The sequence below is a fragment of the Streptomyces viridifaciens genome, assembly GCF_001888885.2.
GTDB lineage: Bacteria > Actinomycetota > Actinomycetes > Streptomycetales > Streptomycetaceae > Kitasatospora > Kitasatospora aureofaciens.
In genome coordinates, this window is sequence record NZ_CP090841.1 from 2,944,021 (window position 1) to 2,970,750 (window position 26,730).

The following is a 26,730-nucleotide window of genomic DNA, read 5'->3' on the forward strand; positions in this document are numbered from 1 at the left end:
AACATGCCCCTTGGCACGGACCTCCGCACGGTGCTCTGGTCACGGGAGGTGCTGGCCCGGCGTCCGGCCGAGGTGAGGCGACCGGGCGTTGGAATCGGGCGGCGTACGGCTCATCGGTCTTCAATTGTGCGTCCACCGACGGGAGTTGGCGGACCTTCCGGGGCCTGACTTCCGGGGTCCGGAAGCCCTGCCGCGCCGTACGCGGGGCCTGACAGAACCCTCACCATGCCGCACCGGGCACTGTCGACGCAATTCCCGCCCGCGTGGCGCATGTCACATTCACCGCGCGGGAGTTCTCCGGACAGAAAGCACTCGATGTGATGAAAGGGACGGGGCCCGCTCCGCCAGGAACGGGCCCCGCGCCACAAGTTGACCCTATTGTCCTACTATGACCCGATCAGGGGCTGTTCACGGGTGGATGTCCTCCAGCATCTCCGTGACCAGCGCCGCGATCGGCGAACGCTCCGACCGGGTGAGCGTGATGTGGGCGAAGAGTGGATGCCCCTTCAGCTTCTCCACCACCGCCACCACGCCGTCGTACCGGCCGACCCGGAGGTTGTCCCGCTGCGCCACGTCGTGGGTGAGCACCACCCGCGAGCCCTGGCCGATCCGGGACAGCACCGTCAGCAGGACGTTGCGCTCCAGGGACTGGGCCTCGTCCACGATCACGAAGGCGTCGTGCAGCGAGCGCCCCCGGATGTGGGTCAGCGGCAGCACCTCCAGCATCCCGCGGGAGATGACCTCCTCGATCACGTCCGGGGTGGTGACCGCCGAGAGGGTGTCGAAGACCGCCTGCGCCCAGGGGCCCATCTTCTCCGCCTCGGAGCCCGGCAGGTAGCCGAGTTCCTGGCCGCCGACCGCGTACAGCGGCCGGAAGACCATCACCTTGCGGTGCTGCCTCCGCTCCAGCACCGCCTCCAGCCCCGCACACAGCGCCAGCGCCGACTTCCCGGTGCCCGCCCGGCCGCCCATCGACACGATGCCGATGTCCGGGTCGAGCAGCAGGTCCAGCGCCACCCGCTGTTCGGCGCTGCGCCCGCGCAGCCCGAACGCCTCGCGCTCGCCGCGCACCAGCCGGACCCGCCCGTCACCGGTCACCCGGCCGAGCGCCCTGCCCCGCTCCGAGGTGAGCACCAGTCCGGTGTGCACCGGCAGCTCGTCCGTCCCGTCGACGTCCACCGCGGCGTCGTGGCCGGCCGCGAACAGCGCGTCCACCTGGTCGGCCGCGACGTGCAGCTCGGACATGCCCGTCCAGCCGGAGGTGATCGCCAGCTCGGCCCGGTACTCCTCGGCGAGCAGGCCCACCGAGCTGGCCTTGATCCGCAGCGGGAGGTCCTTGGAGACGACGGTGACGTCGTATCCCTCGGCCTGGAGGTTGCGGGCGACCGCCAGGATCCGGGTGTCCGCCTCGCCCCCACCGGCCCGGTAACCGACCGGCAGTATCGAGACGTCCGAGTGGTTGAGCTCGACCCGGATCGTCCCGCCCAGCTCGCCGACCGGGATCGGCTCGTCGAGCCGGCCGTGGCGGATGCGGTAGTCGTCGAGCAGGCGCAGCGCCTGGCGGGCGAAGTAGCCCAGCTCCGGGTGGTGCCGCTTGGCCTCCAACTCGGTGACGACCACCACCGGAAGGACGACCTCGTGCTCCTCGAAGCGGGTCATGGCGAGCGGGTCCGCCAGGAGCACGCTGGTGTCGAGAACGTACGTGCGCCGGTCTGGTGTCCGGCGGCTCTTGGAACTGACCACTAGGCCTCCAGAGCGGATGACCCTGCGTCATCCGCGGCAAGCCGGCCCCCGCTGCCCCGGTGGCCTCGGGGCCGGACTGACTGGAGTATTCCCAGGCGGGGAGCGGTGCATTCGCGCCCCCGGCGAACTGACGGATCATTGCCGGTGAACGTTTGGCCTCGCGCGCGGCCCGGGTAGGCCAGGCCTACGGCGGTCATTCCACCGGATGCACCCCCGGAGCCGCACCGGAGCCGCACCGGGCCGCCCGGGAGGAGCGCCCGACAAGGGGTCAGAGGCCCATCCGCCGGTTCCGCTGCTCGAAGGCGCGCAGCGCGCGCAGGAAGTCGACCTTGCGGAAGGCCGGCCAGTACGCCTCGCAGAAGTAGAACTCGCTGTGGGCGCTCTGCCAGAGCAGGAATCCGGACAGCCGCTGCTCGCCCGAGGTGCGGATGATCAGGTCCGGGTCGGGCTGGTTGGCGGTGTAGAGGTGCTCGGAGATGTGCTCGACGGTCAGGATCTCGGCGAGTTCCTCGATCGGGGTGCCGCGCCCGGCGTGCTCCTGGAGCAGCGAGCGGACGGCGTCGGCGATCTCGTGCCGGCCGCCGTAGCCGACCGCGACGTTGACGGTGATCCCGTCGATCCCGGCGGTCTCCTCGGCGGCGCGCTTGAGCACGTCGGCGGTGTGCTGCGGGAGCAGGTCCAGTGCGCCGACCGGGTTGACCTTCCAGCGACGGGCGGCGGCCAGGCCGGTGACGGCGTCCTCGATGATGCCGAGCAGCGGGACCAGCTCGTCGGCCGGGCGGTCCAGGTTGTCGGTGGAGAGCATCCACAGGGTGACGACCTTGACGTGGGTCTCGTCGCACCAGCCGAGGAACTCGCTGATCTTGTCGGCGCCGCGCTGGTGGCCGTACGCGGTGGAGCCGCCGGTGGCCTTGGCCCAGCGGCGGTTGCCGTCCAGGATCACGCCGATGTGGTGCGGGGTGCGCGCGAGGTGGACCTCGACCCGGCGGCCGTAGAGTCCGTACATCCCGCCCAACAGGGTGCGCAGCCCGGGCGTCCGTTCGGCGACATCGCGCAGACCCATGGTTTTCCCGGCCCCTCCGTGCTCGTTCAGGCTGGTGCGTCACCGCCCCGGCGCAGCCTACTCCGGCGCGCAGGCGCACGGTAAAGCCCCAGGTAGCGGTCTGGTCACGGTCCTGTACGAAGTCTGTCGCGACGGGCGTGTCGCGGCCTGCCGGGCGGCGGGCCCGGCGTGGACACGGAACGGTCTCCGAATCCTTAAGGGAGCCGTAAGCCGGTCGCCCGACGCTTGACGGCCGGTAATGGTCTAGTCCAGCTTTTGACCCGGGGCGGCACGAAACCGGTCCGTCCCCTTCGAGTCACCTGCGGACCCCTCCCCCACACGCGGCCGCCGCGCCCCCCACCGCGGCGGCCGCTCCTTCCCCAGGAGCGTCACCCATGGCCCGTACGCTGAACGAGCCCGCGCACAAGCGCCGGCGCAGCCCCCTCCCGGCCCTCGCGGCCGGCGCCACCGCCCTCGCCCTGGCCGGCGGCGGCCTCGCCCTCTTCGCCGGCGGCGCCGGCGCGGCGGTCGGCAACCTGGTCGCCAACGGCGGCTTCGAGAGCGGACTGGGCGGCTGGTCCTGCACCGGCGGCGCGACCGCGGTGTCCTCACCGGTCCACTCCGGCAACGGCGCGCTGCAGGCCACCCCGGGTGCGGGCGACACCGCCGAGTGCTCCCAGACGATCAGCGTGCTGCCCAACACCAGCTACACGCTCAACGCCTGGGTGCAGGGCCCGTACGTCTACCTCGGCGCACGCGGCACCGGCGGCACCGACCCGTCCACCTGGTCGAACCAGACCGGCTGGAACCAGCTGTCCACCGGCTTCACCACCGGGGCGAACGCCACCAGCGTCACCGTCTACCTGCACGGCTGGTACGGGCAGGGCGCCTACCTCGCCGACGACGTCGCGCTGATCGGCCCGGGCGGCACCTCCACCCCGTCGCCGACGGCCACGCCCACCCAGACGCCGACCCCCACCCCGACGCCGACAGCCACCGCCACCGCCACCGCCACCGCGACGCCCACCCAGACGCCGACGGCCACCGCCACGCCGACCACGACCCCGACCACCCCGCCGGCCACCGGCCTGCCCGCCCACGTGGTCACCGGCTACTGGCAGAACTTCGACAACGGCTCGACCCCGCAGCGCCTGAGCGACGTGCAGAACGCGTACGACATCATCGCGGTCTCCTTCGCCGACGCCGTGGCGACCCAGACCGGCGCGATCAGCTTCACCCTGGACCCGGGCCTGTCCAAGGCGCTCGGCGGCTACACCGACGCCCAGTTCCGCGCCGACATCAAGGCCAAGCAGGCGGCCGGCAAGAAGGTCGTCCTCTCCATCGGCGGCCAGAACGGCGCGATCAGCGTCGGCGACGCCACCGCCGGGGCGAACTTCGCCAACAGCGCCTACACGATCATCAAGGACTACGGCTTCGACGGCATCGACGTCGACCTGGAGAACGGCGTCCAGCCCGGGCCGCTCGGCAACGCGCTGCACGCCCTGCAGGCCAAGGCCGGCCCCGGCTTCGTGCTGACCATGGCGCCCGAGACCATCGGGATGTACAACACCTCCGGCGCCTACTTCCAGCTGGCGCTGAACACCAAGGACATCCTGACCGTCGTCAACACCCAGTTCTACAACTCGGGCGGCATGAACGGCTGCGACGGCAAGGTCTACAACCAGGGCACGATCGACTTCATCACCTCGCAGGTCTGCACCCACATCCAGGGCGGCCTGCGGCCCGACCAGGTCGGCATCGGCGTCCCCGCCTCCAGCCGGGCGGCCGGCGGCGGCTACGTCGACCCGTCGGTGGTGACCAACGCGCTCAACTGCCTGGCCACCGGCAACAACTGCGGCAGCTTCGTGCCGCCGGCCAAGTGGCCCACCATCCGGGGCGCGATGACCTGGTCCACCAACTGGGACGCCAACAACGGCAACGCGTTCTCGAACGCGGTCGGCCCGTTCGTCCACAAGATGCCGTAAACGGCCTCCCTTCGGCGCGCCGCTCCTCGAGGGTGGGGCCCGCGCGCCGACGGCGGGGCCCGCCGTACCGGTTCCGGTACGGCGGGCCCCGTTCCGTCACCGGCTCACCGGGTGAGCAGCGCGGTGAGCGCGCCGAGCAGCAGGAACGGGCCCACCGGGACCTCGAGTCCGCGCCAGGAACGCCGGCGGACCAGCAGGGCCGCGGCCCGCAGGGTGCCCCAGAGACCGGCGAGCACCACCGCGGCGAACAGCCCGCCGATCGCGACCCACCAGCCGTACCAGCCGAGCAGCCCGCCCAGGGCGAGCCCGAGGGGGGAGTCGCCGGGGCCCAACGCGCCGATCTGGACGGCGACTTCGAGCAGCGCCCCGACGGCCAGCGCGACCAGCAGACAGCGCAGCAGCACCCCCGGGCGCCCCTCGGCCAGCGCCGCCACCGCCAGCAGCGCGGCCACCCCGGCCAGCAGCGGCACGGTCAGCCGGTAGGGCAGCCGGCGCACCCGCCCGTCCGTGAAGCCGAGCGCCACGCCGAGCGCGCCCGCCCAGACGAGCGCCGCCGTCTGCGGCCCCTCCGCCGCGTACGCCACCGCGACCGCGACCGCCGCCGCCACCGCCTCCACCGTCCCGGCCCCGGCTCCGAGGCGCCCCCGGCAGCCCGGGCAGCGCCCGGTCGGCGGCAGCAGCCGCCCGATCGTGCGGCCGCACAACGGGCAGGCCTCGCACCAGGGTTCGCCCTCGGGCACGGCGAAGCGGGCGATCAGTCCGCGCAGCAGCGGAGCCAGCAGGAGACCGACCAGTACCGCCCCGGACACGACCGCCACCACCGGTCCACCCCCTCGTCGTCGACGCACCGGGGCCCATCTTCCCGTCCGCGGCGGCCGGGCGGTGTGCTGTCCGTCTCCTTCCGTCCGGGAAACCGGCCGCGTTCCTCGCGTACGCGAGCATTCCGAACATCGGGCCACTGGTTCGGAAGGCCGTTCGAAGTCGGCGCCTGCGGATCCAAGGGCCGCTCCCGGGGCCCGCGAGCCGGGTCCCCGGATGGCCGACGCGGGCCCCGGCCTGCCCCTAAAGTAGGCAGGCATGCAGGTCATCCAGTCCAGCAAGCTCGCCAATGTCTGCTACGACATCCGCGGTCCGGTTCTCGACGAGGCGATGCGGCTGGAGGAACAGGGCCACCGCATCCTCAAGCTCAACACCGGCAACCCGGCCACCTTCGGCTTCGAGGCGCCCCCGGAGATCCTCCAGGACATCCTGCGCAACCTGGCGAACGCGCACGGGTACGGCGACTCCAAGGGGCTGCTCTCGGCCCGCCGCGCGGTCGTCATGCACTACGAGGACCGCGGGCTGCACGGGCTCTCCGTCGACGACGTCTTCCTCGGCAACGGCGTCTCCGAGCTGATCCAGCTGGCCATGACCGCACTGCTGGACGACGGCGACGAGGTGCTCGTCCCGGCGCCGGACTACCCGCTGTGGACGGCCTCGGTCTCGCTGGCCGGCGGCACGGCGGTGCACTACCGCTGCGACGAGCAGGCCGAGTGGTACCCGGACCTCGCCGACATCGAGGCCAGGGTCACCGACCGGACCAGGGCCATCGTGGTGATCAACCCGAACAACCCGACCGGCGCGGTATACCCGCGTGAGGTGCTGGAGGGCATCGTCGAGATCGCCCGCCGGCACAAGCTGGTGGTCTACGCGGACGAGATCTACGACAAGATCCTCTACGACGACGCCGAGCACGTCCCGCTGGCCACCCTGGCCCCGGACCTCTTCTGCGTCACCTTCAACGGACTGTCCAAGTCGTACCGGGTCGCGGGCTTCCGCTCCGGCTGGATGGTGCTCTCGGGCGACCGCCAGCCCGCCCGCAGCTACATCGAGGGCCTGACCGTGCTCGCCTCGATGCGGCTGTGCGCCAACATGCCCGCCCAGCACGCGGTGGCCGCCGCGCTCGGCGGACGGCAGTCGATCAAGGACCTGGTGCTGCCCGGCGGCCGGCTGCTCGCCTCGCGCGACGCCGCGCACGAGCTGCTGAACCAGATCCCGGGGGTGAGCTGCGTCAAGCCGAAGGGCGCGCTGTACGCCTTCCCCCGGCTGGACCCGAAGGTCTACAAGATCAGGGACGACGCCCAGATGGTGCTGGACCTGCTGCGCTCCCAGCGCATCCTGCTGGTCCAGGGCACCGGCTTCAACTGGCCCGAACCGGACCACTTCCGGCTGGTCACGCTGCCCCGGCCGGAGGAGATCACCGAAGCGGTGACCCGGATCGGCGACTTCCTCAGCGGCTACACCCAGCCCTGATCCCGCTCCACGGCGGGGAGAACACTACGGCCGGAGTCCCGGCCCGGGTGGTCTCCTTGGTCGGGGAAAGACCACCCGGCGGAACTCCGGCCGTCCCGTCACTCGGTCGGCGCGCGGTTCGTGCCGCGCGCCGACCTCTCGCTCGACTGAGGCTCAGGCTCAGCCGAGTCGCGCGACCAGGCTCCGGTACTCGTCCCACAGCTCCTTCGGGGTGTGGTCGCCGAACAGCTCCAGGTGGGCCGGCACGAGCGCGGCCTCCTGGCGCCAGATGTCGGCGTCCACGGTGAAGAGCAGGGCGAGGTCCTCCTCGGACAGCTTCAGGTCACCCAGGTCGAAGCCGTCGACCTTCGGCAGCACTCCGATCGGGGTCTCGACGCCCTCGGCGGTGCCCTCCAGGCGCTCGACGATCCACTTGAGCACGCGGCTGTTCTCGCCGTAGCCGGGCCAGACGAACTTGCCCTCGGCGTTCTTGCGGAACCAGTTGACGTAGTAGATCTTCGGCAGCTTGGCGGCGTCCGCCTGGGCGCCGACCTTCAGCCAGTGGGCGAAGTAGTCGCCCATGTTGTAGCCGCAGAACGGCAGCATCGCGAACGGGTCGCGGCGCAGCTCGCCGACGGTGCCCTCGGCGGCGGCGGTCTTCTCCGAGGCGATGTTGGCGCCCAGGAAGACGCCGTGCTGCCAGTCGAAGGACTCGGTCACCAGCGGGACGGCGGTGGCGCGGCGGCCGCCGAACAGGATCGCCGAGATCGGCACGCCCGCCGGGTCCTCCCACTCCGGGGCGATGGTCGGGCACTGCGCGGCCGGGACGGCGAAGCGGGCGTTCGGGTGGGCGGCCGGGGTGCCGGACTCCGGGGTCCAGTCGTTGCCGCGCCAGTCGGTGAGGTGCGCCGGGGGCTCCTCGGTGAGACCCTCCCACCACACGTCGCCGTCGTCGGTGAGGGCGACGTTGGTGAAGACGGTGTTGCCCCAGAGGGTGTCGATGGCGTTGGCGTTGGTGTCCACGCCGGTACCGGGAGCGACGCCGAAGAAGCCGGCCTCGGGGTTGATGGCGTACAGGCGGCCGTCCTCGCCGAAGCGCATCCAGGCGATGTCGTCGCCGATGGTCTCGACCTTCCAGCCCGGGATGGTCGGCTGGAGCATGGCCAGGTTGGTCTTGCCGCAGGCCGACGGGAAGGCGGCCGCGACGTACTTGACCTCGCCGGACGGCGGGGTGAGCTTCAGGATCAGCATGTGCTCGGCCAGCCAGCCCTCGTCGCGGGCCATGGTCGAGGCGATGCGCAGCGCGTAGCACTTCTTGCCGAGCAGGGCGTTGCCGCCGTAGCCGGAGCCGAAGGACCAGATCTCCTTGGTCTCCGGGAAGTGCGAGATGTACTTGGTGCTGTTGCACGGCCACGGCACGTCCGCCTGGCCCTCGGCCAGCGGGGCGCCGACGGTGTGCACGGCCTTGACGAACTCCCCGTCCTCGCCGAGCTGGTCGAGCACGGCCTGGCCCATGCGGGTCATCACGCGCATCGACACGGCGACGTAGGCGGAGTCGGTGATCTCGACGCCGTACGCGGCCAGCGGGGAGCCCACGGGGCCCATCGAGAAGGGCACGACGTACATCGTGCGGCCCTTCATCGCGCCGCGGAACAGGCCCTGCTCGCCCTGGAAGAGCTCCCGCATCTCGGCGGGCGCCTTCCAGTTGTTGGTCGGGCCGGCGTCCTTCTCCTGCTCGGAACAGATGAACGTGCGGTCCTCGACGCGCGCCACGTCCGAAGGGTCCGAGGCGGCGTAGTAGGAGTTGGGGCGCTTCTCCTCGTTCAGCTTCTTGAAGGTGCCCTGAGCCACCAGCAGGTCCGCGAGGCGCTGGTACTCCTCGTCGGAACCGTCGCACCACTCGATGCGGTCCGGCTGGGTGAGCTCGGCGATCTCGCTCACCCAAGCGAGCAGCTGCTTGTGGCGGGTGGGCGCGGATGCGCTGAGAGCAGAGATCTCGTACGACACGATCGCTCCGTTTCACGCCGTCTCGTCGAGGAGACGGCGTTGCGGGGGTCTGAGGGTGCTTGCAGCGTAGCTCCGGACCCGAGGCCGGAATGCGGCGTCGAGGCGAAATTGACGCATCTTTTACTACGGAAAGTACGATTACCGGCCAGTAGAAGCTCGCTCACGTCCGGGCCGGAGTGCGCGGGGCCACACTTCAAATACTCCAAAACGTCCAAGAGTGATGATCGCCACTTCCATACGCGCCAGTAACCTACGGTTCCGTAGGTCGCCGGTAGCATGCTGCCCATGACTGCTGCTGTGCTCGCGGAGAGCATTGGGGAGGACCCGGTCGAGCACCGGGAGAGCAAGCCGAAGTGGCGCGGCTGGCTGCACGCCGGGATGTTCCCCGCCACCGTCGCCGCCGGGATCGTGCTGATCTGCCTGGCCGACTCCACTCCGGCCAAGATCGCCTGCGCGATCTACTCGGTCAGCGCCTGGCTGCTGTTCGGGGTCAGCGCGGTGTACCACCGCTTCGACTGGGGCCCGCGCGGGGACGCCGTGCTGCGGCGGCTGGACCACGCGAACATCTTCCTGATCATCGCGGGCACCTACACGCCGTTCACGATCCTGCTGCTCAAGGGCGCCGCCCAGCAGCTGCTGCTCTGGGTCGCCTGGGGCGGGGCGCTCGCCGGAATAGCGTTCCGGGTGTTCTGGGTCGGCGCGCCGCGCTGGCTGTACACACCCGTGTACATCGCGCTGGGCTGGGCCGCCGCGTTCTTCCTGCCGGACTTCCTGCGCACCGGCGGGGTCGCCGTCCTGGTGCTGATGATCGTCGGCGGCGTGCTCTACAGCATCGGCGGCGTGGTGTACGGGCTCAAGCGGCCCAACCCGTCACCGCGCTGGTTCGGCTTCCACGAGGTGTTCCATGCCTTCACCCTCGGCGCCTTCATCGTCCAGTACGTCGGCGTCTCACTGGTGGCGTACAGCGCGGCCGGCTGAACCCGGCGCACTTCGACGGGCGGTCGACCGGTCCACGGACCGGGTGGCCGCCCGTTCGGCCGTCCAGGGCCGCTCGTACGGGGCCCGGCCCTGCGGGCGGCGCGGGGAGGACGGGTGGTCGGCGGTGCCGGACTCCGGCGCGGACGGCAGCTCCGTCAGTTCCGGGGCGGCCTCCGGGCGCACGGCGCGCACCGCGCGGACGGCCAACCCGGCACTCCCCGCAGCCCCGTGCTCCTGGCGGGCGTCCAGCGCCTCCCGGGCCCGGCGGCAGCGATCGCAGTGGGCGGCGTCGGGGATGCCGCGCCGCAGCCGGTGCCCGGCCGGGACCGCCTCCCGGTGCAGCGCGCGCCAACGGCGGCCGACGTAAACCATGACCAACACCGTCTCGATCCCGGCGACCACCAGCACCAGCGGGGCGCCGTTGATCAGATAGGCCGCGACCACGGCCAGCGCGGAACCCACCACCACGGCCGCACCCCACACCTGGGTACTCGCCTGCCTGTCGTCACTGTCGGCCACTTCGGCTCCCCTTTCCCGGCGCCGGGCTCGTGGTCGGCTCCTGCCGCCCCACCCCTTCTCCGCTCTCGGCACGCGTCCGGTCAGCACTGACCGATTGCCACATGGTATCTACCGACAGTCACCCGGCGCCGCCCCGAGGCGGCGAACGACAGATCAACGTTGCGTCAATTCCTCGTGCGGAAGCAGCACTTCCAGGACACGTCACGAAGAGTCATCAGATGGTCACGATGATCCGCGTTGACGGCCACCTCCTTTTGATAGTTACTGTCATTTGACAGCAACTATCACACAAGCCCGTTGGAGGCCGCATGTCCACCGCTCCGCCCACACCCACCACCACCGCTCCCGCCGCCCCCGGCACGGCCGCCGACCCGCGCCGGTGGCTCGCCCTGGTCGCCGTCGCCCTGAGCGTCCTGGTGATCAGCTTCGACATGACGATCCTCAACGTCGCCCTGCCCACCCTGGCCGCACAGCTGCAGGCCGGCACCGGGCAGCAGCAGTGGATCGTCGACGCCTACACGCTGGTCTTCGCCGCCGCGATGCTCCCGGCCGGCCTGCTCGGCGACCGCTACGGCCGCCGCCGCACCCTCACCGCCGGCCTCGCCCTGTTCGGACTCGCCTCCGCCGTCGGGATGCTCACCGACTCCCCCGGCACCCTGATCGCCGCCCGCGCCGCGATGGGTCTGGCCGGGGCGCTCGTGATGCCCATGTCGCTCGCGGTGATACCCGCGATCTTCCCGGCCGCCGAACAGCGCCGGGCCACCGCGATCCTCACCGCCGCCATCGCCGGCGGCGCCCCGCTCGGACCGCTGATCGGAGGCCTGTTGCTCCAGCACTTCTGGTGGGGCTCGGTCTTCGCGGTCAACGTCCCGCTGACCGCGATCGGCATCGTCGCCTGCGTCCTGCTGCTGCCCGAGAGCCGCAACCCCGCCGCGCCCCGGATGGACCTGCCCGGCACCGTCCTCGCCGCCACCGGGCTCGGCGCGCTCACCTACGGCATCATCGAGGGCGCCGACCGCGGCTGGAACGACCCGCTGGTGCTCGCCACCCTGATCGGCTCGGTGCTCCTGCTCACCGCACTGGTGCTGCGCAGCCGCCGCCAGAGCGACCCGATGCTCGACCTCACCCTGCTCGCCGACCCGACCTTCCGCTGGTCCTCGGTCGCCGCCACGCTGATCTCACTCGTCCTGTTCGGCGCCTTCTTCGTCCTACCGCTCTACTTCCAGAGCGTCCTGGGCACCGACGCCCTCGGCTCCGGGCTGCGGCTGATGCCGATGATGCTCGGACTGCTGGCCGCCGCCAGGTTCACCGAACCGCTGGTCACCCGGATCGGCGCCCGCGCGGTGATCACGCTCGGTCTGGCCCTGCTCGGCGCCGCGCTGCTGTTCGGCAGCCGCACCGACGGCTCCGACGGGTACGGGCGGGCCGCGGTCTGGCTCACCGTCCTCGGCGTCGGCATGGGCCTGTCGCTGATCACCGCCCAGTCCTCCGCCCTGATCACCCTGCCGCCCGCCCGGGCCGGGGTCGGCTCCGGACTGCTCCAGACCCTGCGGCAGGTCGGCGGCGCCGTCGGGATCGCCGCCTTCGGCAGCCTGCTCGCCGGGGCCTACCGGGGCGCGCTCGACACCGGCGGACTGTCGGCCGGGGCCGCCCACCGGGCCGGGAAGTCGGTGGTCGCCGCCGACGCCATCGCCCGGGAGACCGGACGGCCGGCGCTCGGCGCGGCAGCGCACACGGCGTACGTGCACGGCATGACGGTCGTGCTGCTGGTCGCCGGGCTGGTCGCGGTCGGCTCGGCGGTACTGGTCGCGGCCCGGATGCCCGCCGCCGAGCCCGCGGGCGCGGCCGAGGCCGGACCCGCCGCCCGGGCAGCCGACGCCGGAGATCCCCGATAATCGGGGACATGACGCCCGAGCAGCCGAACGCGATCCTCCCGGATGCCCCGACCAACCCGGTCCAGGCGCTGCTGGAGGCGCCGCTGTCACTGCGCGAGCGCAAGAAGCTCAAGACCCGGCAGACCGTGCGCCGCGAGGCGTACCGGCTGTTCGTGGAACAGGGCTACGAGAACACCACGGTGGAGCAGATCGCGGCCGCCGCGGAGGTCTCCCCCTCCACGTTCTTCCGGTACTTCGCCACCAAGGAGGACCTCGTCCTCACCGACGAGTACGACCCGGCGATGATCGCCTCCCTGATGGCCCGCCCGGCCGGCGAACCCTTTCTGCGGTCCTGCCGGGAGACCCTCATCGGCCTGATCCGCACCCTGCTCCAGCACGAACGCCAGGAACTGCTGACCCGGATGCGGCTGGTCACCCAGGTCCCCGCGCTGCGCGCCGGACTGTTCCGCACCGGCAACAGCCCGCACGAGCTCTATCTCGACGTCCTCACCCGACGGGCCGGCCTCGACGAACCCACGTACGACATGCGGGTCACCGCCGCCGCCATCGGCGCCGCCACCACCGAGGCCGTGCTCCAGTGGGCCGCGGGCGACGGCCGGGAGGACATCGCCGACCTGGTCGACCGCACCTTCGCGCTGCTGGAGAGCGGGTTCGCCGGGGTGTGAGCGGGTTCTGGTCGGACTGCTCGCTCTGCGCGGAGCGATCGCGGTCCGGGGCCCGGCTCAGCGAGCCGGGCCCCGGTGGGTGTCCGCCGGATCAGCGGATCGCCCGCTTCCGCCGCAGCACCGCGCCCGCACCCACGCCGGCGGCCGCCAGCGCGGTGGCGCCCAGCGCCGCGGCCGCCGTCACGGCCGGGATCGCCGAGTCGTGGTCCGCGGCGGCCTGCGGGGCGGCCTGCGCGGCGGCTCCGGGTCCGGCTTCCGCCGCGGCGTCCAGCCGGTAGCCGCCGCCCCTGCCCTCCCGGTCGTACGTCGAGCCGGGCAGCTTGTCCCCGTACCGCTGGTGCACCAGCTTCTGGTACGCGGCCAGCGACACCCCGCCCGCGCCCACCGAGCGCCGGGCCTCGTCGTCCAGTGGCAGCACCCGGCCGTCGCGCAGCACGTACCAGGCGTTGACCTGCGGTTCCCGGAAGGCCGTACCGCCGCCGTCCGCCGCCTTCGCCGCGTAGTCGCTCTCGTCGCCGCCGGAGGCGATGTTGACGACCCGCCAGGCATCGCCCTGGCGGACCGTCCAGACCGAGGCGGTCTGCCCGTCCGCCGCGACCACCTTGCTCGCCGTGAACTCGACCTTCGCCACCGGGGCACCCGGGGTGCCGGCCACGAACCCGGCGTCCAGGGTGTAGACCGGCACGGTGTCCCCGGCCAGGCGGGGCGCCTCGTCCTGCGCGGCCTTCGCCTCCTCGGCGGCGCCGATCGTCAGCTGCCGGGTCGGTGGCACGCCCTTGCGGGCGAAGAAGTGGCCCACCTTGTCGAGCACCGTCGGGTCCTGGACCGCGCTGTGGGCGCGGGCCAGGTCGGCGGCGGGCACCGGTTCGGGGTCACCCTGGGCGGGGGCGGCGCCCTGGGCGGAGGTGTCGGCATGGCCGGAGGTGTCGGCGTGGGCGGCGAGGTCGGCGTGCGCGGCCTGGGCGGTCACCAGCGCGAGGCCGGCGGCGAGCAGGGCGGTGACGGCGGCCCGACGGGCCTTGCTGAGCTCGGTCATGGTCGTCCTCACGCGCCGATCCGGTACAGGGAGTGGGTCCACGAGAACGTGTCGTTGTTCACGTAGTACCAGTAGTCCGCCCAGTTGTAGCGGTAGTTGGACGGCCACGGGTCGCCCCAGTAGACCCAGTTGTTGCCGGTGTCGTAGCCGTACAGGACGTGCATGTGCCCGCCGCCCGAGCTCCACTGGATGCGCGTCTCGACCGGCCGGTTTGCGTCCACCTCGGACTGCACGGTGCTGTAGCGCAGGTACCCGGTGACGTACGAGCCCGGGTTGATGCCGATCCAGTCCAGCCCGTTCTGCACGTCCGCCAGCGAGGCCTGGCTGTTGGGGCAGCTGGAGTCGATCGAGCGGCCGAACGCGGCGTTGCAGAACTGGTTCTGGCTGTAGCTGTAGCCGAACCAGGTGGCGATGGTGTTGCCGCTCGCCGCCCAGCACCAGTTGGTCTGCTGTTGCTGCTGCATGGTGATGTTGAGCTTCTTGTACGTGCCGGCCAGATCGGCCGTACTGCCGGGCGCTGCCGCCGGACGGACCTGGTGCTGGCCGGCCCGGTCGTGAGCGGTGGTGGGGGCGGCGGTGGCTGCGACCGCGGGGGTGGTCGCCGCGGCGGTGAGCGCCGGACCCAGCACGCCCAGGGCGAGCAGGGCGACCGCGCGGCGCAGCCGTATCCGTGGAACTGGCATGTGGGGATGCCTCCTTGCGCGAATGGAGCGAGGTCCTGCGTGGGGGCGCGGTCCGGATCGCGCCCTGAGCATCGCGCCGTTGTCGGTGGCTGGTCAACGGCCCTGGGCGGGGCCCGATCACGGTGTGAACGGAGCGGCCCGGATGTGAACGGCGCCCGGGAAGCCGCAGCGCGAGACGCCCGGACCGGTGACAAACCGCCGCGCGGATGTGAATATTCACGGTCAAAACCCGGTCTGCGCCGGTCCGCACCGGCCCGCGCAGGTCCGCGCAGGTCCGCGCACGCTCGGAACCAGCCAGGAGGCCGCCATCCACCGAAGCGAACCCCCCGACCTCGCCGCCGCCCTGCGCACCGGCCCCTTCCACCTCGCCCTGCGCACCGCCATCACCGCCCGCGGCCTCGCCCTGCACCGCATCCGCCGCCACCTCGCGCTGCGCGGCGTCAACATCGGTCTCACCAGCCTCAGTTACTGGCAGCAGGGTCGACGCCGCCCGGAACGCCCCGAGTCACTGCGCGCCGTCGCCGCCCTCGAAGACGTCCTCGACCTGCCCGAACACTCCCTCACCCGGCTCCTCGGCCCCCGCCGCGCCACCACCACCGTCGGGCCGCCCGTACGCCCGTACCGCGACCTGATCTCCCCGGCCACCGCCGTCGACCACCTACTCGCCACCCTGGCCAGCCCCCGCGACACCGGCCTGCACACCATCACCCACATCGAACGCGTCCGGATCGGCCCCGACCGCCAAGTCACCCGCCGCGACTCCCAACACGCCCTGCGCGCCCACCGCGACGGCATCGACCGATACCTCGCCCTCTACCAGGGCGACCCGGGCAGCGACATCTCCCTGGTCGGCGTCCGCGCCGAGGAGAACTGCCGCCCCGGCCGCATCCGCCGCGACCACGCCCACCACCTGCTCGCCGCCGAACTCCTCCTCGACCGCCGCCTCCGCGCCGGCGACACCCACCTCCTCGGCTACGGCTTCGACGACGCCCCCTCCCCCGACCCCAGCTGCGAATACGTCCGCGGCTTCAACTCCGGCGCCGGCCAGTACGTCCTCCAGATCACCTTCCACCCCACCGCCCTCCCCGTCCGCTGCCACCGCTTCGCCCTCCACTCCCCCGGCGGAGCCCCCTACGAGACAGAGGAGCTGACCCTCGACGGCCACCGCTGCGTCCACCTGGTGGCAACGGCGGTACGGCCCTGCATCCTGGGGATCCGCTGGGACTGGGAGTGAGGGGGCTGTCAGTGCGACCAGTAGGGGTCGTCGAGGTCAGGGGCGGGCTCGTGCCCGGTCAGCTGTGGGCCGACGGGGGAGGCCCCGTAGTCCCCTGCGGGCTGGTAGCGCACCACGAACGCCTCTGCACTCATGAGCACCTGCTCGGTCGAGACGGTCGGGGAACTGACCACCGACAACGTGAACAGGGTGTCTCCGCGTCCGGAACAGTTCAGGTCCGTGTAGCGCTTCGCCCCGGCCTCCGCGGTGACTTCGGGTCGGCACTCTCCGCCCCAGACCTGCTTCATCCGGTCCAGCAGCACCGGCACCTTCGCCGGAGCCACCTTCGTCCGGACGGAGACCGAGGCCGTAACGCTGGACCGCAGGCTCGGCTCGCCGTCGGCGTGCTCCGGAGCGCGTTCGACGACGTAAACACCCCCGAAGTAGCTCAGCGAGGGGCTGACCGCGCCCATGGCGGTCTGAAGGGTGTCGTCGAGCTGTCCCTTCGCCTCACCCGCACTCCGGATGGAGCCCCGGTCCATCAGTGCCATCGGGCCGTACCCGTTGTAGAACAGCCCGAACCCGGCGGCCAGCACGGCCGCCGCCGCCACGGAACAGCCCAGCGCACGTCGTGGCCGCTTCACCCGCGTCGCCCCTGCAGCTTGACGTCCCCGCTGCCCGTGACGACGGCCGCGATGTTGTCCAGCGAGGGGCCGCCCCGCCCGTTCAGGTACTTGGTGTGCGCGTCGATGGGGTTGCCGCGGCTCCAGTCGTCGACGGTGAAGCGGTTCGCTCCGAAGTGCTTGCTCGACGGATCCCGTCCGTACCAGCGTTCGTCCGGATCGAGGCTGAGCTTCGACGGGGCGTGCGTCACGACATCGTTGTCGGCGGCACCGACCCAGACGTGACCGGGGGCCATCCTGAGGTCGGAGGCCTTGTCCACGCCGACGCCCGGGCTGCCGATGAAGACCACGTCGTCCGGGGCCACGTAGTGCGAGCCCGGCTGGGTGGCGAGCTTGGTGGCCTGGCCGACCAGGTACGAACCGTAGCTGTGCCCGACCGAGGTGACGTGCGGCGGCTGAGTGCCCTCGTGGCTCGCCCGTACCCCGCTCAGGAACTGGGCGTACGCCGGGGCGCCGTCCTTGCCCGCCTTCGTCGACGCGGCCCCGAGGTCCGCCCCCGGCGAGTCGTACCCGAGCCACACGACCGAGGCGACGGAGTGGCCGGCCGGGGCCTTGCCGCTCGCGGCACGGTAGAGGTTCAGCGCGTTCTCCGCCTCGTTGGTACCGTCGTTCGCCCCCGGCCCGAGGCTGTCCATGGTGGTGGTGATCCCCGGCACGTAGGCGGAGATGTCGGTCGCGGTGTCCGGGTTCCCGAACGAGAGGACCGCCCGGCCCTGGCCCTCGTCGCCGAGGCCCAACAGGTAGACCGGCGGGTCGCCCTTGCTGTCGGCGAGGCGGGCGTCGATCGGCCCGTAGAGGACGAGGTTCGCCTTGTCGCTGGAGTCCAGCGGCTGGCCCAGCTTCTGCTTGGCCCTGATGGGCCCCATCACGTCCTCCAGGTGCTTGCGGTTCACCTGGTCCCGGACCTCCGCCGGGATGCCGTCGAGGTTGCCGATCGCCTCCGGGTGGTGACTGATGTACCACTGCTGGCCCTGCGGGCCGAGCCCCTTCCACCAGGAGTTGACTTCGGTGGGGGGCGCGTCCTTGAGGGGCATGCTCCACTGCCACGCCGGGTTGGACGCATTGCCGAACTGGTCCATGTACGCGTCGGCACCGGCCGTCTTCTCGTCCAGGCCCGACTTGTCCTTGGCATGCCCCGCGAACTTGTTGAGCGTGTCGGTCAGGGCGCCGTCGGCCTCGGCCGCGTCGGACAGTGCCTTGGCGATCTGCTTGCTGATCTCGTCGGCGGCCGCCTTCTGCTTGGTCTCCCAGTCGGGAGCCTGGTACGGGTTGGTCGACGCGGGCCAGCTCACGGCGCCGGTGTCGCTGACCCTGAAGCCCTTGCTCTGCGCCTCGGACAGCGCGTTGGTGAGCCTGTCCTGGGCCAGCGTCATGGCGTCGGCGCAGTCGCGCATCTCCTTGCCGATGAGGCCGAGCTCCGTCGTCGCCGCGCTCATCTTGCTGGTCAGGCCGTCCAGCACCGGGAGCGCGGCATCGGCCGTGGGTCCGGTCCACTGGGAGCCGTGGACCCGGTCCGTGGTCCCGCTCTTCCAGTCCGTGGCATGCTGCGACATCGCCTTGGCCAGCGTGTCGTACGCTCCCGCCGCCGTGTAGAGGTCCGCCAACTTGGCGTTCCGCAGGCTTGCGATGTCCATCCCCGGCCCCCCGTGCGCCTTGTGTCCCCCACGACACTCACAGCTACCATAGCGTCCGCAGCCGACACGGAAGCCAGGGGGAAGCCATGGGACAGGATCCCGGATTCACGGTCAAACCAGGCGAGTTGACCGCTGCCGGGAACAACGCGCTGACGGTCGCCGGGAAGGTCCCCGACGAGACCGCGAAGCTGGCGGAGCCCAGCGCCACGGCCGCCGGGAGCCTGGCCGGGTGGCAGAGCGGGGCGGCGCTGACGGGGTGCAGCAGCGCGTGGAAGACCCTGCTGGACGGGCTCTCCACCGACATGAAGACGGCCGGGGCCAACCTGATCACCTGTGCGCAGGGCTACCAGAACGCCGACCACCTGCCGCCGCCCGGCGCGGCGCCGGTCTCCGACCCCTTCGAGACGAAGGTGGTCGGGGTGACCGGCGGCCACCTGACCAGGGATGCCTAACTCTCTGACGGCGCTTGGAAGTCCAGCACCAGGCAGTCCTCCACCGGCCGGTAGCCGATCTGCTGGTAGATGGAGTTGCTGGTCGGGTTGTCGAGGTCGGTGTAGAGCAGCACCTCCTCCGCGCCCAGACCGAGGACGTGGGCGGAGGCGGCGGCGGTCACTGCGCTGGCGTACCCGCGGCCGCGGAGGTCGGCGGGGGTGTAGACGGGGCCGATGCGGGACATCCCGGCGAGCACCGGGCTGCTGCCGGCCAGGGCGACGGGGGTGCCGGCGTCCTCCCAGAGGTGGAGGCCGCCGGACGCGATCCTGTCGTCCACCGCCCGTGCCACGTTGTGGGCTTGGACCTTGACTTCGAGCAGGAACTCCTGCCACCACCGGATCGCCAGTGCCCGGTCAGCAGGGCCGGCGAGCCGGTGGCGGCCGGCCGGCGGGCGCGGCGGGCCGGCCAACTCGCCGAGCCGGTAGAGCCGTTCCTCGACCCGAACGGACTGTCCGGCACCGGTGGCGGCCGTCCAGGCCTCGGCGAAGGCCCGGACCTGTTCCGTTCCCCCGCCGACCCCGGTGACCTCGGTGAACCCGGCCCCGGCCGCTGCCAGCCGGACCGCCAGTTCGACGGCCGCCGCCTGCGGCATGGCGGAGAGCCTGGGGGCGAACGGCGGCGTCTGGAGGAAGGCGCCCCCGACCGGGCCGTCCGGCTCGGCCTGCCACCAGCCGAAGACCGGCGGGCGCTCCCCGAACACGTCGAGCCCGGCCTCGGCGAGCCGGTGGGCGATGGTGATCAGGACGGTGTTCTCGGCGGGGCGGGCGGCCAGGAAGGCGTCCGCCCGACTGCGGAAGTCGTCGAGCGAAGTGCTGAGGGTCCACGTCATGACCCATCCTCGCCCCGCTCGACGCACGCCCGCCAACGGTTATTCGAGTACGACCCCCAGCCGCGCGCCGAGCGCGGCGGGATCGGTGGTCGGCGCCTCGCAGGCGAAGTGCCGGCAGACGTACGCGGCGGGCGCACCGCCGACCAGCGGCCGGTCCGCCAGCAGCGGCACCTCGGCGGCGGCCTCCCCCGGTGCGCCGACCGCGAGCACCGCCCCGGGCGCCGTGCCCAGCAGCGCGGCCCGGCGCAGCGCCGCGGTGGCCGGGTCGTCGGCGGGGCCGACGACCGCGATCTCGCGCGGCCCGTCCTGCAGCGCCTCGGCGACGGCGAGGCCCCAGCCGATGAACCGCGGGGCCCGCCCGGCCAGTGCGCCGACGATGCCGAGGGCGCGTTCGGCGGCCGTGCGGTGCCGGTCGGAGCCGGTGTACGCGGCGTAGCCGAGCAGGGCTCCGGCGGCGGCGGTCCAGCCGGAGGGGGTGGCGTTGTCGGTCGGGTCCTGGGGGCGGCGGATGAGCTCCTCGGCGTCGTCGGCGGTGTCGTAGAGCGCGCCGGAGGCCTCGTCGGTGAAGTGCTTGAGCACGGTGTCGAGCAGGCCGCCCGCCAGCTGGAGCCACTCCGCCTCGCCGGTGACGGCGTACAGCGCGAGGAAGCCCTCGGCGGTGTCCGCGTAGTCCTCCAGGACGCCGGCGTTGGTGCCGGGCCGGCCGTCCCGGGAGGTGCGCAGCAGCCGACCGTCGGGGGTGAGGTGGACGGCGAGCAGCAGGTCGGCGGCGCGTTCGGCGGCCTCGACGAGGTCGGGGCGGTCGAGCAGGGCGCCGGTCTCGGCGAGCGCGGCGATGGCGAGGCCGTTCCAGGCGGCGACCACCTTGTCGTCCCGGGCGGGGGCTGGCCGGGACGCCCGCGCCTCGAACATCCGCCGCCGGATCTCCTCGTACTCGGCGAAGTCCTCCGGGTCGGCCAGGAGTTGGAGTACGGAGGTGCCGTGCTCGAAGGTGCCGTCGGCGGTGACGGTGAACAGCCGGGCGGCGGTGGCCGCGTCGGCGGGGCCGAGCAGGTCGACCAACTGCCCCGGCTCCCAGACGTAGTAGGCGCCCTCGGCGGAGGCGCCGGTCTCCTCGTCCAGGCTGTCGGCGTCCAGGGCGGAGGCGAACGCCCCCTCGGGCGTGCGGAGTTCGCTCAGCAGGAAGTCGGCCGTGGACAGCGCGACCCGACGGGCGAGTTCGGAGCCGGTGGCCCGCCACAGGTGCAGGTAGACCCGCAGCAGCAGGGCGTTGTCGTACAGCATCTTCTCGAAGTGCGGCACCACCCAGTCGGCGTCCACCGCGTACCGGGCGAAGCCGCCGCCGAGCTGGTCGTGGATGCCGCCGCGGGCCATCGCCTCGCCGGTGCGGACGGCCATCTCCAGCGCAGCCTCCGAACCGGTCCGGGCATGGTGGCGCAACAGGAACTCGATGACCATGGCCGGCGGGAACTTGGGTGCCCCGCCGAAGCCGCCGCGGGTCTGGTCGAACTCCCGGCTGAGCGCGACCAGCGCCTGGTGCAGGTCGGCGTCGCCCGGCGGGTGGTGGGCGCCGGCGGAGTAGACGGCGGCCCGCTCGGCCAGGTCGGCCCGGATCCGCCCGGCGACCTCCCCGACCTCCTGCCGGCGGTCCCGCCAGGCCGCGTCCACGCCCTCCAGCACCTGCCGGAAGGACGGCATCCCGTGCCGGGGCTGCGGCGGGAAGTAGGTGCCGAAGTAGAACGGCTCCTTGTCGGGCGTGAGGAAGACCGTCATCGGCCAACCGCCCTGTCCGGTCGCGGCCTGCACGGCCTCCATGTACACCGCGTCGACGTCCGGCCGCTCCTCCCGGTCCACCTTGACCGCGACGAACCGCTCGTTCAGGTACCCTGCGAGCCCCGCGTCCTCGAAGCTCTCGTGCGCCATCACGTGACACCAGTGACAAGCGGCGTACCCGACGCTCAGCAGCACCGGCACCCCCCGCCGCTCGGCCTCCTCGAAGGCCTCCGGCCCCCACGGCCACCAGTCGACCGGATTCTCGGCATGCTGCAGCAGGTACGGCGAGGTCGCGTCCGCGAGACGGTTCGGCATGCCCCCCATCCTCGCGCATCCGTCCCCACGGACGCGTCAGGCCCGGCCCCGCACCTCGCCGAGTCCGCCTGGGCCGGCCCCCGCGAACGGAGGCGGGAGCCGGCCGGGGCGGGTCACTCCTTCGGGGTTTCCGGCTCCTCCGTGAAGTCGACCTTCTTGAACTGCCGGTTCATCGACTTGGCCAGGAACCACGTCGCCACGCCGAGGGCGGCGAAGACGACGAAGCCGAGGAGACCGGGGGTGACCTTGGCGTCGTCGACGGCGAGGTCAGCGGCGAGGTGGATGAGGTTCACGGGGGCACTCATATCTCTATGGTGGCCCGGCTCACGCCGAGCCGGACCGTCGGGGGTGGGTCAGTCGCGCGCGGCGGCCTCGGCCGCCAGGGTGGGGGCGCGCAGTCCGGCGAACAGGTCGTCCTCCGGGAGGTCCACGTCAATCAGGGTACGGGCGAGCTCGTAGTCCTCGGTGGGCCAGACCTCGCGCTGGACCTCCAGCGGGACGCGGAACCACGGGCCGTCCGGGTCGATCTGGGTGGCGTGGGCGATCAGCGCCCGGTCGCGGGTCTCGAACCAGTCGCCGCAGCGGACCCGGGTGGTGATCTCGCGCTCCTCGCGGCCGCTCTTCTCCCAGCCGGCGATCCACTCGCCGTACGGGGAGTCGTGGCCGTGCTCGGTGAGGTACTGGTGCAGCGCGCGGATGCGGCCCATCGGGAAGCCGTGGTTGTAGTAGAGCTTGAGCGGCTGCCAGGGCTCGCCGGCCTCGGGGTAGGCGTCCGGGTCGCCGGCGGCGTCGAAGGCCAGCATGGTGATCTTGTGGGTCATGATGTGGTCCGGGTGCGGGTAGCCGCCGTTCTCGTCGTAGGTCGTGATGACCTGCGGCTTGAACTCGCGGATCAGCCGGACCAGCGGCTCGGCCGCCTGCTTGACGTCCTCCAGGGCGAAGCAGCCCTCGGGCAGCGGGGGCAGCGGGTCGCCCTCCGGCAGGCCGGAGTCGACGAAGCCCAGCCAGGCCTGCTTGACGCCGAGGATCGCCCGCGCCTCGTCCATCTCCTTGCGGCGCACCTCGTGGATGTTCTCCTCGATGTACGGGTCCCCCTGGAGCTTGGGGTTGAGAACCGACCCGCGCTCGCCCCCCGTGCAGGTGGCCACGAGCACGTCCACACCCTGCTCGACGTACATGGCCATGGTGGCCGCGCCCTTGCTGGACTCGTCGTCCGGGTGGGCGTGCACCGCCATCAGTCGCAACTGCTCAGTCAACGCCTTGCGTTCCTTCCACATCATCGGGCGTTCCGCGAAGTCGGGTCTGCCCACCGTACGAACCGCTCACTTCGGGACCGCGTCGCCGCAAGGCCGGCCTGCGGCCGGTCTCCGGCGCGGCCGATCTCCGCCCCCGCCGGACCGGCCGCGGGCGAGCCCCTCCTATAGTGACGGACTGGAGGACCGTCGCATTCCCCTGCACCGCCCGCGCGGCCCCTCCCTAGGAGAGGACGGAGTCCGATGACGGCACAGAGCACCGCCACGCAGTTGCCCGAAGGGCGCTACGGCCGGCGCGGCGACGGCGAGTCGGACCGCCGCCTGAAGGTGGTCGGCGCGGTCTGCGGCGTGCTCGGGCTGGGGCTGATCGCCTGGCTGGGCGGCTCCTACCTGCTGCGCGAGTCCAAGATCAACGGCTCGGTGCCGACCTTCCAGGTGCTCTCCGACTCCGAGGTGCAGCTGCACCTGTCGGTGAGCAAGAGCGACGGTACGGCCGGCACCTGCACGGTCCGCTCGCAGAGCGACGACCACGCGGTGGTCGGGGTGGCCGACTTCCCGGTCCCGGCGGCCGGGTCGAGCTACGACGCCACCGTCACCCTGCGCACCACCGCCCGCGGCACCACGGCCGAGCTGTTGGGCTGCACCCCGGCGAAGTAGCCGGCGAGCGGACGGAACACGCCCGGGCACGCGGACGGACGCGCCCGGCACGCGGGCGGGGACACGCGCGGGACATGCGCCGGACGCGGGCGGAAAGTGGGCCCCGAACGGCCAGGGGACGCATACTCCCCCGACGGAACGGGCATCCGTAGGAAGTCCCGCACCCGGTTGCTGTACACCGTGGCGCAACGCCACCGTCAATGCCACGACAACGCCTCTCCCGCTTGTCGGCAGGACTTGTTAGGCTCGTGGTTTCGCCCCTTCCGCACCGGATGGTACGGGAGCGGGCGTTGCTTTGTAGTTACGACCGATATCACCGACGACCCTGCTGACGACTGACTCCCTCAGCACAGCCCCCAGCACCTACGAGGAGCACCTGTGACCCAGACCAGTGAGAACGTGACCTGGCTCACTCAGGCCGGCTACGACCAGCTCAAGGCCGAGCTGGATCACCTGACCGGGCCCTGGCGCATCGAGATCGCCCAGAAGATCGAGGCGGCGCGCGAGGAGGGTGACCTCAAGGAGAACGCCGGCTACCACGCGGCGAAGGAAGAGCAGGGCAAGTACGAGCTGCGCATCCGCCAGCTGACCCAGCTGCTGGAGCGCGCCAAGGTCGGCGAAGCCCCGGCCGACTCCGGCGTGGTGGCCCCGGGCATGGTCGTGACGGTCGCCTTCGACGGCGACGAGGACGACCTCATGGAGTTCCTGCTCGCCTCGCGCGAGGTGGCGGGCGCCGACGACCTGGACGTCTACTCGCCGCAGTCGCCGCTGGGCCGCGCGATCGACGGCAAGAAGATCGGCGACGAGGCCACCTACGAGCTGCCGAACGGCAAGCCGGCCATGGTGAAGATCGTCAAGGTCGTGCCGCACGCCGGCTGACTCGGCCCGCGAACACCGCCGAGGGCGGTCGCGCAGTCCCGCAGAGGACTCCGCGACCGCCCTCGGGCGTTCCCCGACAGTGACGTTTCACCCCACGGCCGAGCGGTACTTGCGCACCGACAGCCAGGAGAACACCGCCGTGATCACCAGCGACCACAGCACCGACACCAGCGCCGCGTGCTGCATCGGCCAGGTGTTGTCCACCGGCCCGACCTGGTTGCCGAAGAGGTCCCGGCAGGCCTGCACCGTCGCGCTGAACGGGTTCCAGTACGCGACGCCCTGCAGCCAGCCCGGCATCGAGCTGACCGGTACGAAGGCGTTGGACACGAAGGTCAGCGGGAAGAGCCAGATCAGCCCGGCCGAGGTGGCCGCCTCGGGGCTGCGCACCGACAGCCCGATCAGCGCACCGATCCAGGAGAAGGCGTAACCGAGCAGGAGCAGCAGGCCGAAGGCGCCGAGCGCACTGAGCACCCCGTCGTGCACCCGCCAGCCGACCGCCAGCGCGACCAGCGCCAGCACGACCACGGTGAACGCGGTCTGGCACAGGTCCGCGAGGGTGCGCCCGACCAGCACCGCCGAGCGGGCCATCGGCAGCGAGCGGAAGCGGTCCACCAGCCCCTTGGTCATGTCCTCCGCGATGCCGGCCGAGGCGCCGGCGGTGGCGAAGGTGACGGTCTGGGCGAAGATGCCGGCCATCAGGAACTGGATGTACGTGTCGGAGCTGGAGTTCGCCCCGGGGATCTTGATCGCCCCGCCCATGACGTACGAGAACAGCAGCACGAACATGACCGGCTGCATGAGCCCGAACACCACGATCTCGGGGATCCTGGACATCCGGCGGAGATTGCGCTTGGCGACGACCCAGGAGTCGTGAAGGGTCGCGGACAGGCCCCGGCGGGGGGTCGGCACCGCCCCGCCGACGGCGTGCTCGGTGGCCGTTCCGGTGCTCATCTCAGTGCTCCGTTCCGGCCGTGACGGCCTGCTGCTGGTCCGGTCCCCGACCGCCGTCGCCGTCCGTGCCGCCCGCGCCGCCCGCGCCGCCGCCGCTGTTCCCACGGCCCCGGCCACCCCGGCCGCGGCCCTCCGAGCCGGCGGCGCCGCCGTCCTCCTCGACCGCCTCGGCGACGTGGCCGGTGAGGGTGAGGAAGACGTCGTCCAGGGTCGGGCGGCGCAGGCCTATGTCGTCGATCTCGATGCCCCGGCCGTCCAGTTCGCGGATCGCGTCGGCGAGCACCCGGGCGCCGCCGCTGACCGGCACGGTGATCTTCCGGGTGTTCTTCTCCACGGCCGGCTCGCCCAGCGCGTACCGGGACAGCGCCGCGACCGCGTCCGCGACCAGGCCCGGGTCGTGCACCACGACCTCGATCCGCTCGCCGCCGATCTGCGCCTTGAGCCGGTCGGCCGTGCCGCGGGCGATCACCCGGCCGTGGTCGACCACCGCGATGTCGTGGGCGAGCCGGTCGGCCTCCTCCAGGTACTGGGTGGTCAGCAGCAGCGTGGTGCCCTGCTCGACCAGGGTCTCGATGACCTCCCAGAGCGCGAGCCGGTTGCGCGGGTCGAGGCCGGTGGTCGGCTCGTCCAGGAACATCACCGGCGGCCGGACGACCAGCGCGGCGGCGAGGTCAAGGCGCCGGCGCATGCCCCCGGAGTACGTCTTGGCGGTGCGGTCCTTGGCCTCGGTGAGGTTGAACCACTCCAGCAGCTCCAGCGCGCGGGCCTTCGCGTCGCGGGTGCGCATCTGGTACAGCTCGCCGACCATGGTGAGGTTCTCGAAGCCGGTGAGGTACTCGTCGACCGCCGCGTACTGACCGGACAGCCCGATCAGGCTGCGCACCCGGTCCGGGTGTTCGAGGACGTCGACCCCGGCCACCACCGCGCGGCCGGAGTCCGGGCGGAGCAGGGTGGTGAGGACGCGCACGGTGGTGGTCTTGCCGGCCCCGTTCGGGCCGAGCAGCCCGAGCACCGTGCCCTCGGGGACGTCGAGGCTGACGCCGTCCAGGGCTCGTACGTCGCCGAAGGTCTTGACCAGGTTCTCGGCTTGGATGGCTGGCGCCATGGCCTGCCTCATCTCCTCGGTCGAGTATGGGCGATCTGTCCCACTCCGCCCCCCGTTCGGGCGCGCGGGCGACTCGGTTCCCGATAACCGAAACAGAACGCGATGTATCGCGAGTGTGGCAA

At 72.1% G+C, this 26,730-nt stretch carries 24 protein-coding genes; 9 read left to right on the forward strand and 15 right to left on the reverse strand.

All coding sequences use genetic code 11. From position 1 onward, the window contains the following. Window positions 1–408 precede the first annotated feature (408 nt). The gene (gene phoH2, locus BOQ63_RS20100; RefSeq protein ID WP_030286633.1) at window positions 409–1,743 is read right to left on the reverse strand and encodes an RNA 5'-3' helicase PhoH2; all 1,335 of its coding nucleotides are present in this window, start codon (window positions 1,741–1,743) and stop codon (window positions 409–411) included. A 268-nt stretch (window positions 1,744–2,011) separates the two neighbouring features. Continuing rightward, window positions 2,012–2,806, reverse strand: a complete 795-nt coding sequence (locus BOQ63_RS20105) for an isoprenyl transferase (RefSeq protein WP_191093578.1) — start codon at window positions 2,804–2,806, stop codon at window positions 2,012–2,014. 374 nt (window positions 2,807–3,180) lie between these two features. Here BOQ63_RS20105 and BOQ63_RS20110 point away from each other — a divergent pair, with 374 nt between their 5' ends. After that, a complete protein-coding gene (locus BOQ63_RS20110) occupies window positions 3,181–4,770 on the forward strand; it encodes a chitinase (protein WP_030286630.1) in 1,590 nt (529 codons plus the stop codon). A 104-nt stretch (window positions 4,771–4,874) separates the two neighbouring features. Here BOQ63_RS20110 and BOQ63_RS20115 read toward each other — a convergent pair whose 3' ends face one another. Then, a complete protein-coding gene (locus BOQ63_RS20115) occupies window positions 4,875–5,588 on the reverse strand; it encodes a prepilin peptidase (RefSeq protein WP_150476008.1) in 714 nt (237 codons plus the stop codon). Between the two features lie 259 nt (window positions 5,589–5,847). On the opposite strand from BOQ63_RS20115, the gene BOQ63_RS20120 reads away from it, so the two are divergent. After that, a complete protein-coding gene (locus tag BOQ63_RS20120; protein ID WP_030286628.1) occupies window positions 5,848–7,062 on the forward strand; it encodes a pyridoxal phosphate-dependent aminotransferase in 1,215 nt (404 codons plus the stop codon). Between the two features lie 159 nt (window positions 7,063–7,221). Here the strand turns inward: BOQ63_RS20120 and BOQ63_RS20125 are convergent, their stop codons facing one another. Next, window positions 7,222–9,048 carry a phosphoenolpyruvate carboxykinase (GTP) gene (locus tag BOQ63_RS20125; protein WP_030286627.1) on the reverse strand — a complete coding sequence of 609 codons (1,827 nt, stop codon included), beginning with the start codon at window positions 9,046–9,048 and terminating at the stop codon, window positions 7,222–7,224. A 285-nt stretch (window positions 9,049–9,333) separates the two neighbouring features. On the opposite strand from BOQ63_RS20125, the gene trhA reads away from it, so the two are divergent. Next, entirely contained in the window at window positions 9,334–10,026 is a 693-nt protein-coding gene (gene trhA / locus BOQ63_RS20130) for a PAQR family membrane homeostasis protein TrhA (RefSeq protein ID WP_030554299.1), read from the forward strand. Here the strand turns inward: trhA and BOQ63_RS20135 are convergent. Continuing rightward, window positions 9,997–10,545, reverse strand: coding sequence for a hypothetical protein (locus BOQ63_RS20135; protein ID WP_150476009.1), 549 nt, complete (start codon window positions 10,543–10,545; stop codon window positions 9,997–9,999). The genes trhA and BOQ63_RS20135 overlap by 30 nt on opposite strands. Window positions 10,546–10,853: 308 nt before the next feature. Here BOQ63_RS20135 and BOQ63_RS20140 point away from each other — a divergent pair, with 308 nt between their 5' ends. Together BOQ63_RS20140 and BOQ63_RS20145 are read left to right on the forward strand one after the other, a co-directional pair. Next, a complete protein-coding gene (locus BOQ63_RS20140) occupies window positions 10,854–12,440 on the forward strand; it encodes an MFS transporter (protein ID WP_030554295.1) in 1,587 nt (528 codons plus the stop codon). An 8-nt stretch (window positions 12,441–12,448) separates the two neighbouring features. After that, window positions 12,449–13,105 (forward strand): TetR family transcriptional regulator, encoded by a 657-nt coding sequence (locus BOQ63_RS20145; RefSeq protein WP_072654729.1) that lies wholly within the window; start codon window positions 12,449–12,451, stop codon window positions 13,103–13,105. Between the two features lie 91 nt (window positions 13,106–13,196). On the opposite strand, the gene BOQ63_RS20150 is transcribed toward BOQ63_RS20145, so the two are convergent. Continuing rightward, window positions 13,197–14,141 carry a hypothetical protein gene (locus BOQ63_RS20150; protein WP_046386361.1) on the reverse strand — a complete coding sequence of 315 codons (945 nt, stop codon included), beginning with the start codon at window positions 14,139–14,141 and terminating at the stop codon, window positions 13,197–13,199. Window positions 14,142–14,149: 8 nt separating this feature from the next. Then, window positions 14,150–14,824: a papain-like cysteine protease family protein gene (locus tag BOQ63_RS20155; RefSeq protein WP_030286620.1), complete on the reverse strand. Its 675-nt coding sequence runs from the start codon at window positions 14,822–14,824 to the stop codon at window positions 14,150–14,152. Between the two features lie 307 nt (window positions 14,825–15,131). Between BOQ63_RS20155 and BOQ63_RS20160 the strand changes: the two genes are divergently transcribed. Further along, window positions 15,132–16,058, forward strand: a complete 927-nt coding sequence (locus BOQ63_RS20160) for a hypothetical protein (protein ID WP_030286618.1) — start codon at window positions 15,132–15,134, stop codon at window positions 16,056–16,058. 8 nt (window positions 16,059–16,066) lie between these two features. Here BOQ63_RS20160 and BOQ63_RS20165 read toward each other — a convergent pair whose 3' ends face one another. Continuing rightward, window positions 16,067–16,681 (reverse strand): hypothetical protein, encoded by a 615-nt coding sequence (locus tag BOQ63_RS20165; RefSeq protein ID WP_150476011.1) that lies wholly within the window; start codon window positions 16,679–16,681, stop codon window positions 16,067–16,069. Beyond that, window positions 16,678–18,354, reverse strand: a complete 1,677-nt coding sequence (locus BOQ63_RS20170; protein WP_072654731.1) for an alpha/beta hydrolase — start codon at window positions 18,352–18,354, stop codon at window positions 16,678–16,680. The genes BOQ63_RS20165 and BOQ63_RS20170 overlap by 4 nt, the downstream gene beginning before the upstream one ends. 125 nt (window positions 18,355–18,479) lie before the next feature. On the opposite strand from BOQ63_RS20170, the gene BOQ63_RS20175 reads away from it, so the two are divergent. Then, window positions 18,480–18,806 carry a hypothetical protein gene (locus BOQ63_RS20175; RefSeq protein WP_030286611.1) on the forward strand — a complete coding sequence of 109 codons (327 nt, stop codon included), beginning with the start codon at window positions 18,480–18,482 and terminating at the stop codon, window positions 18,804–18,806. On the opposite strand, the gene BOQ63_RS20180 is transcribed toward BOQ63_RS20175, so the two are convergent. From BOQ63_RS20180 to mca, 4 genes are all read right to left on the reverse strand, one after another. Continuing rightward, a complete protein-coding gene (locus BOQ63_RS20180) occupies window positions 18,803–19,675 on the reverse strand; it encodes a GNAT family N-acetyltransferase (protein ID WP_072654732.1) in 873 nt (290 codons plus the stop codon). The genes BOQ63_RS20175 and BOQ63_RS20180 overlap by 4 nt on opposite strands. Window positions 19,676–19,714: 39 nt before the next feature. Continuing rightward, on the reverse strand, window positions 19,715–21,763 hold the full coding sequence (locus BOQ63_RS20185) for a thioredoxin domain-containing protein (protein ID WP_030286607.1): 2,049 nt from the start codon (window positions 21,761–21,763) through the stop codon (window positions 19,715–19,717). A 113-nt stretch (window positions 21,764–21,876) separates the two neighbouring features. Next, the gene (locus BOQ63_RS20190; protein ID WP_030286605.1) at window positions 21,877–22,068 is read right to left on the reverse strand and encodes a hypothetical protein; all 192 of its coding nucleotides are present in this window, start codon (window positions 22,066–22,068) and stop codon (window positions 21,877–21,879) included. Window positions 22,069–22,116: 48 nt separating this feature from the next. Continuing rightward, window positions 22,117–23,019, reverse strand: a complete 903-nt coding sequence (mca, locus tag BOQ63_RS20195; protein ID WP_072656306.1) for a mycothiol conjugate amidase Mca — start codon at window positions 23,017–23,019, stop codon at window positions 22,117–22,119. A 240-nt stretch (window positions 23,020–23,259) separates the two neighbouring features. Here mca and BOQ63_RS20200 point away from each other — a divergent pair, with 240 nt between their 5' ends. Together BOQ63_RS20200 and greA are read left to right on the forward strand one after the other, a co-directional pair. Beyond that, window positions 23,260–23,673 (forward strand): DUF4307 domain-containing protein, encoded by a 414-nt coding sequence (locus BOQ63_RS20200; protein WP_030286602.1) that lies wholly within the window; start codon window positions 23,260–23,262, stop codon window positions 23,671–23,673. A gap of 378 nt (window positions 23,674–24,051) precedes the next feature. Next, the gene (gene greA / locus BOQ63_RS20205) at window positions 24,052–24,552 is read left to right on the forward strand and encodes a transcription elongation factor GreA (protein WP_030286600.1); all 501 of its coding nucleotides are present in this window, start codon (window positions 24,052–24,054) and stop codon (window positions 24,550–24,552) included. Window positions 24,553–24,639: 87 nt separating this feature from the next. Here the strand turns inward: greA and BOQ63_RS20210 are convergent, their stop codons facing one another. Further along, window positions 24,640–25,503, reverse strand: coding sequence for an ABC transporter permease (locus tag BOQ63_RS20210; RefSeq protein ID WP_030286597.1), 864 nt, complete (start codon window positions 25,501–25,503; stop codon window positions 24,640–24,642). A gap of 1 nt (window position 25,504) precedes the next feature. After that, the gene (locus tag BOQ63_RS20215; protein ID WP_072654733.1) at window positions 25,505–26,608 is read right to left on the reverse strand and encodes an ATP-binding cassette domain-containing protein; all 1,104 of its coding nucleotides are present in this window, start codon (window positions 26,606–26,608) and stop codon (window positions 25,505–25,507) included. Window positions 26,609–26,730 lie beyond the last annotated feature (122 nt).

Bases quoted from the DNA above. Each gene is read 5' to 3' on its own strand.
- BOQ63_RS20170 (WP_072654731.1), bottom strand. From the start codon at position 18,354: ATGGACATCGCAAGCCTGCGGAACGCCAAGTTGGCGGACCTCTACACG.
- BOQ63_RS20145 (WP_072654729.1), top strand. From the start codon at position 12,449: ATGACGCCCGAGCAGCCGAACGCGATCCTCCCGGATGCCCCGACCAAC.
- BOQ63_RS20155 (WP_030286620.1), bottom strand. From the start codon at position 14,824: ATGCCAGTTCCACGGATACGGCTGCGCCGCGCGGTCGCCCTGCTCGCC.
- BOQ63_RS20110 (WP_030286630.1), top strand. From the start codon at position 3,181: ATGGCCCGTACGCTGAACGAGCCCGCGCACAAGCGCCGGCGCAGCCCC.
- BOQ63_RS20140 (WP_030554295.1), top strand. From the start codon at position 10,854: ATGTCCACCGCTCCGCCCACACCCACCACCACCGCTCCCGCCGCCCCC.
- BOQ63_RS20120 (WP_030286628.1), top strand. From the start codon at position 5,848: ATGCAGGTCATCCAGTCCAGCAAGCTCGCCAATGTCTGCTACGACATC.
- BOQ63_RS20190 (WP_030286605.1), bottom strand. From the start codon at position 22,068: ATGAGTGCCCCCGTGAACCTCATCCACCTCGCCGCTGACCTCGCCGTC.
- BOQ63_RS20215 (WP_072654733.1), bottom strand. From the start codon at position 26,608: ATGGCGCCAGCCATCCAAGCCGAGAACCTGGTCAAGACCTTCGGCGAC.
- BOQ63_RS20180 (WP_072654732.1), bottom strand. From the start codon at position 19,675: ATGACGTGGACCCTCAGCACTTCGCTCGACGACTTCCGCAGTCGGGCG.
- BOQ63_RS20150 (WP_046386361.1), bottom strand. From the start codon at position 14,141: ATGACCGAGCTCAGCAAGGCCCGTCGGGCCGCCGTCACCGCCCTGCTC.
- BOQ63_RS20200 (WP_030286602.1), top strand. From the start codon at position 23,260: ATGACGGCACAGAGCACCGCCACGCAGTTGCCCGAAGGGCGCTACGGC.
- BOQ63_RS20105 (WP_191093578.1), bottom strand. From the start codon at position 2,806: ATGGGTCTGCGCGATGTCGCCGAACGGACGCCCGGGCTGCGCACCCTG.
- trhA (WP_030554299.1), top strand. From the start codon at position 9,334: ATGACTGCTGCTGTGCTCGCGGAGAGCATTGGGGAGGACCCGGTCGAG.
- BOQ63_RS20185 (WP_030286607.1), bottom strand. From the start codon at position 21,763: ATGCCGAACCGTCTCGCGGACGCGACCTCGCCGTACCTGCTGCAGCAT.
- BOQ63_RS20210 (WP_030286597.1), bottom strand. From the start codon at position 25,503: ATGAGCACCGGAACGGCCACCGAGCACGCCGTCGGCGGGGCGGTGCCG.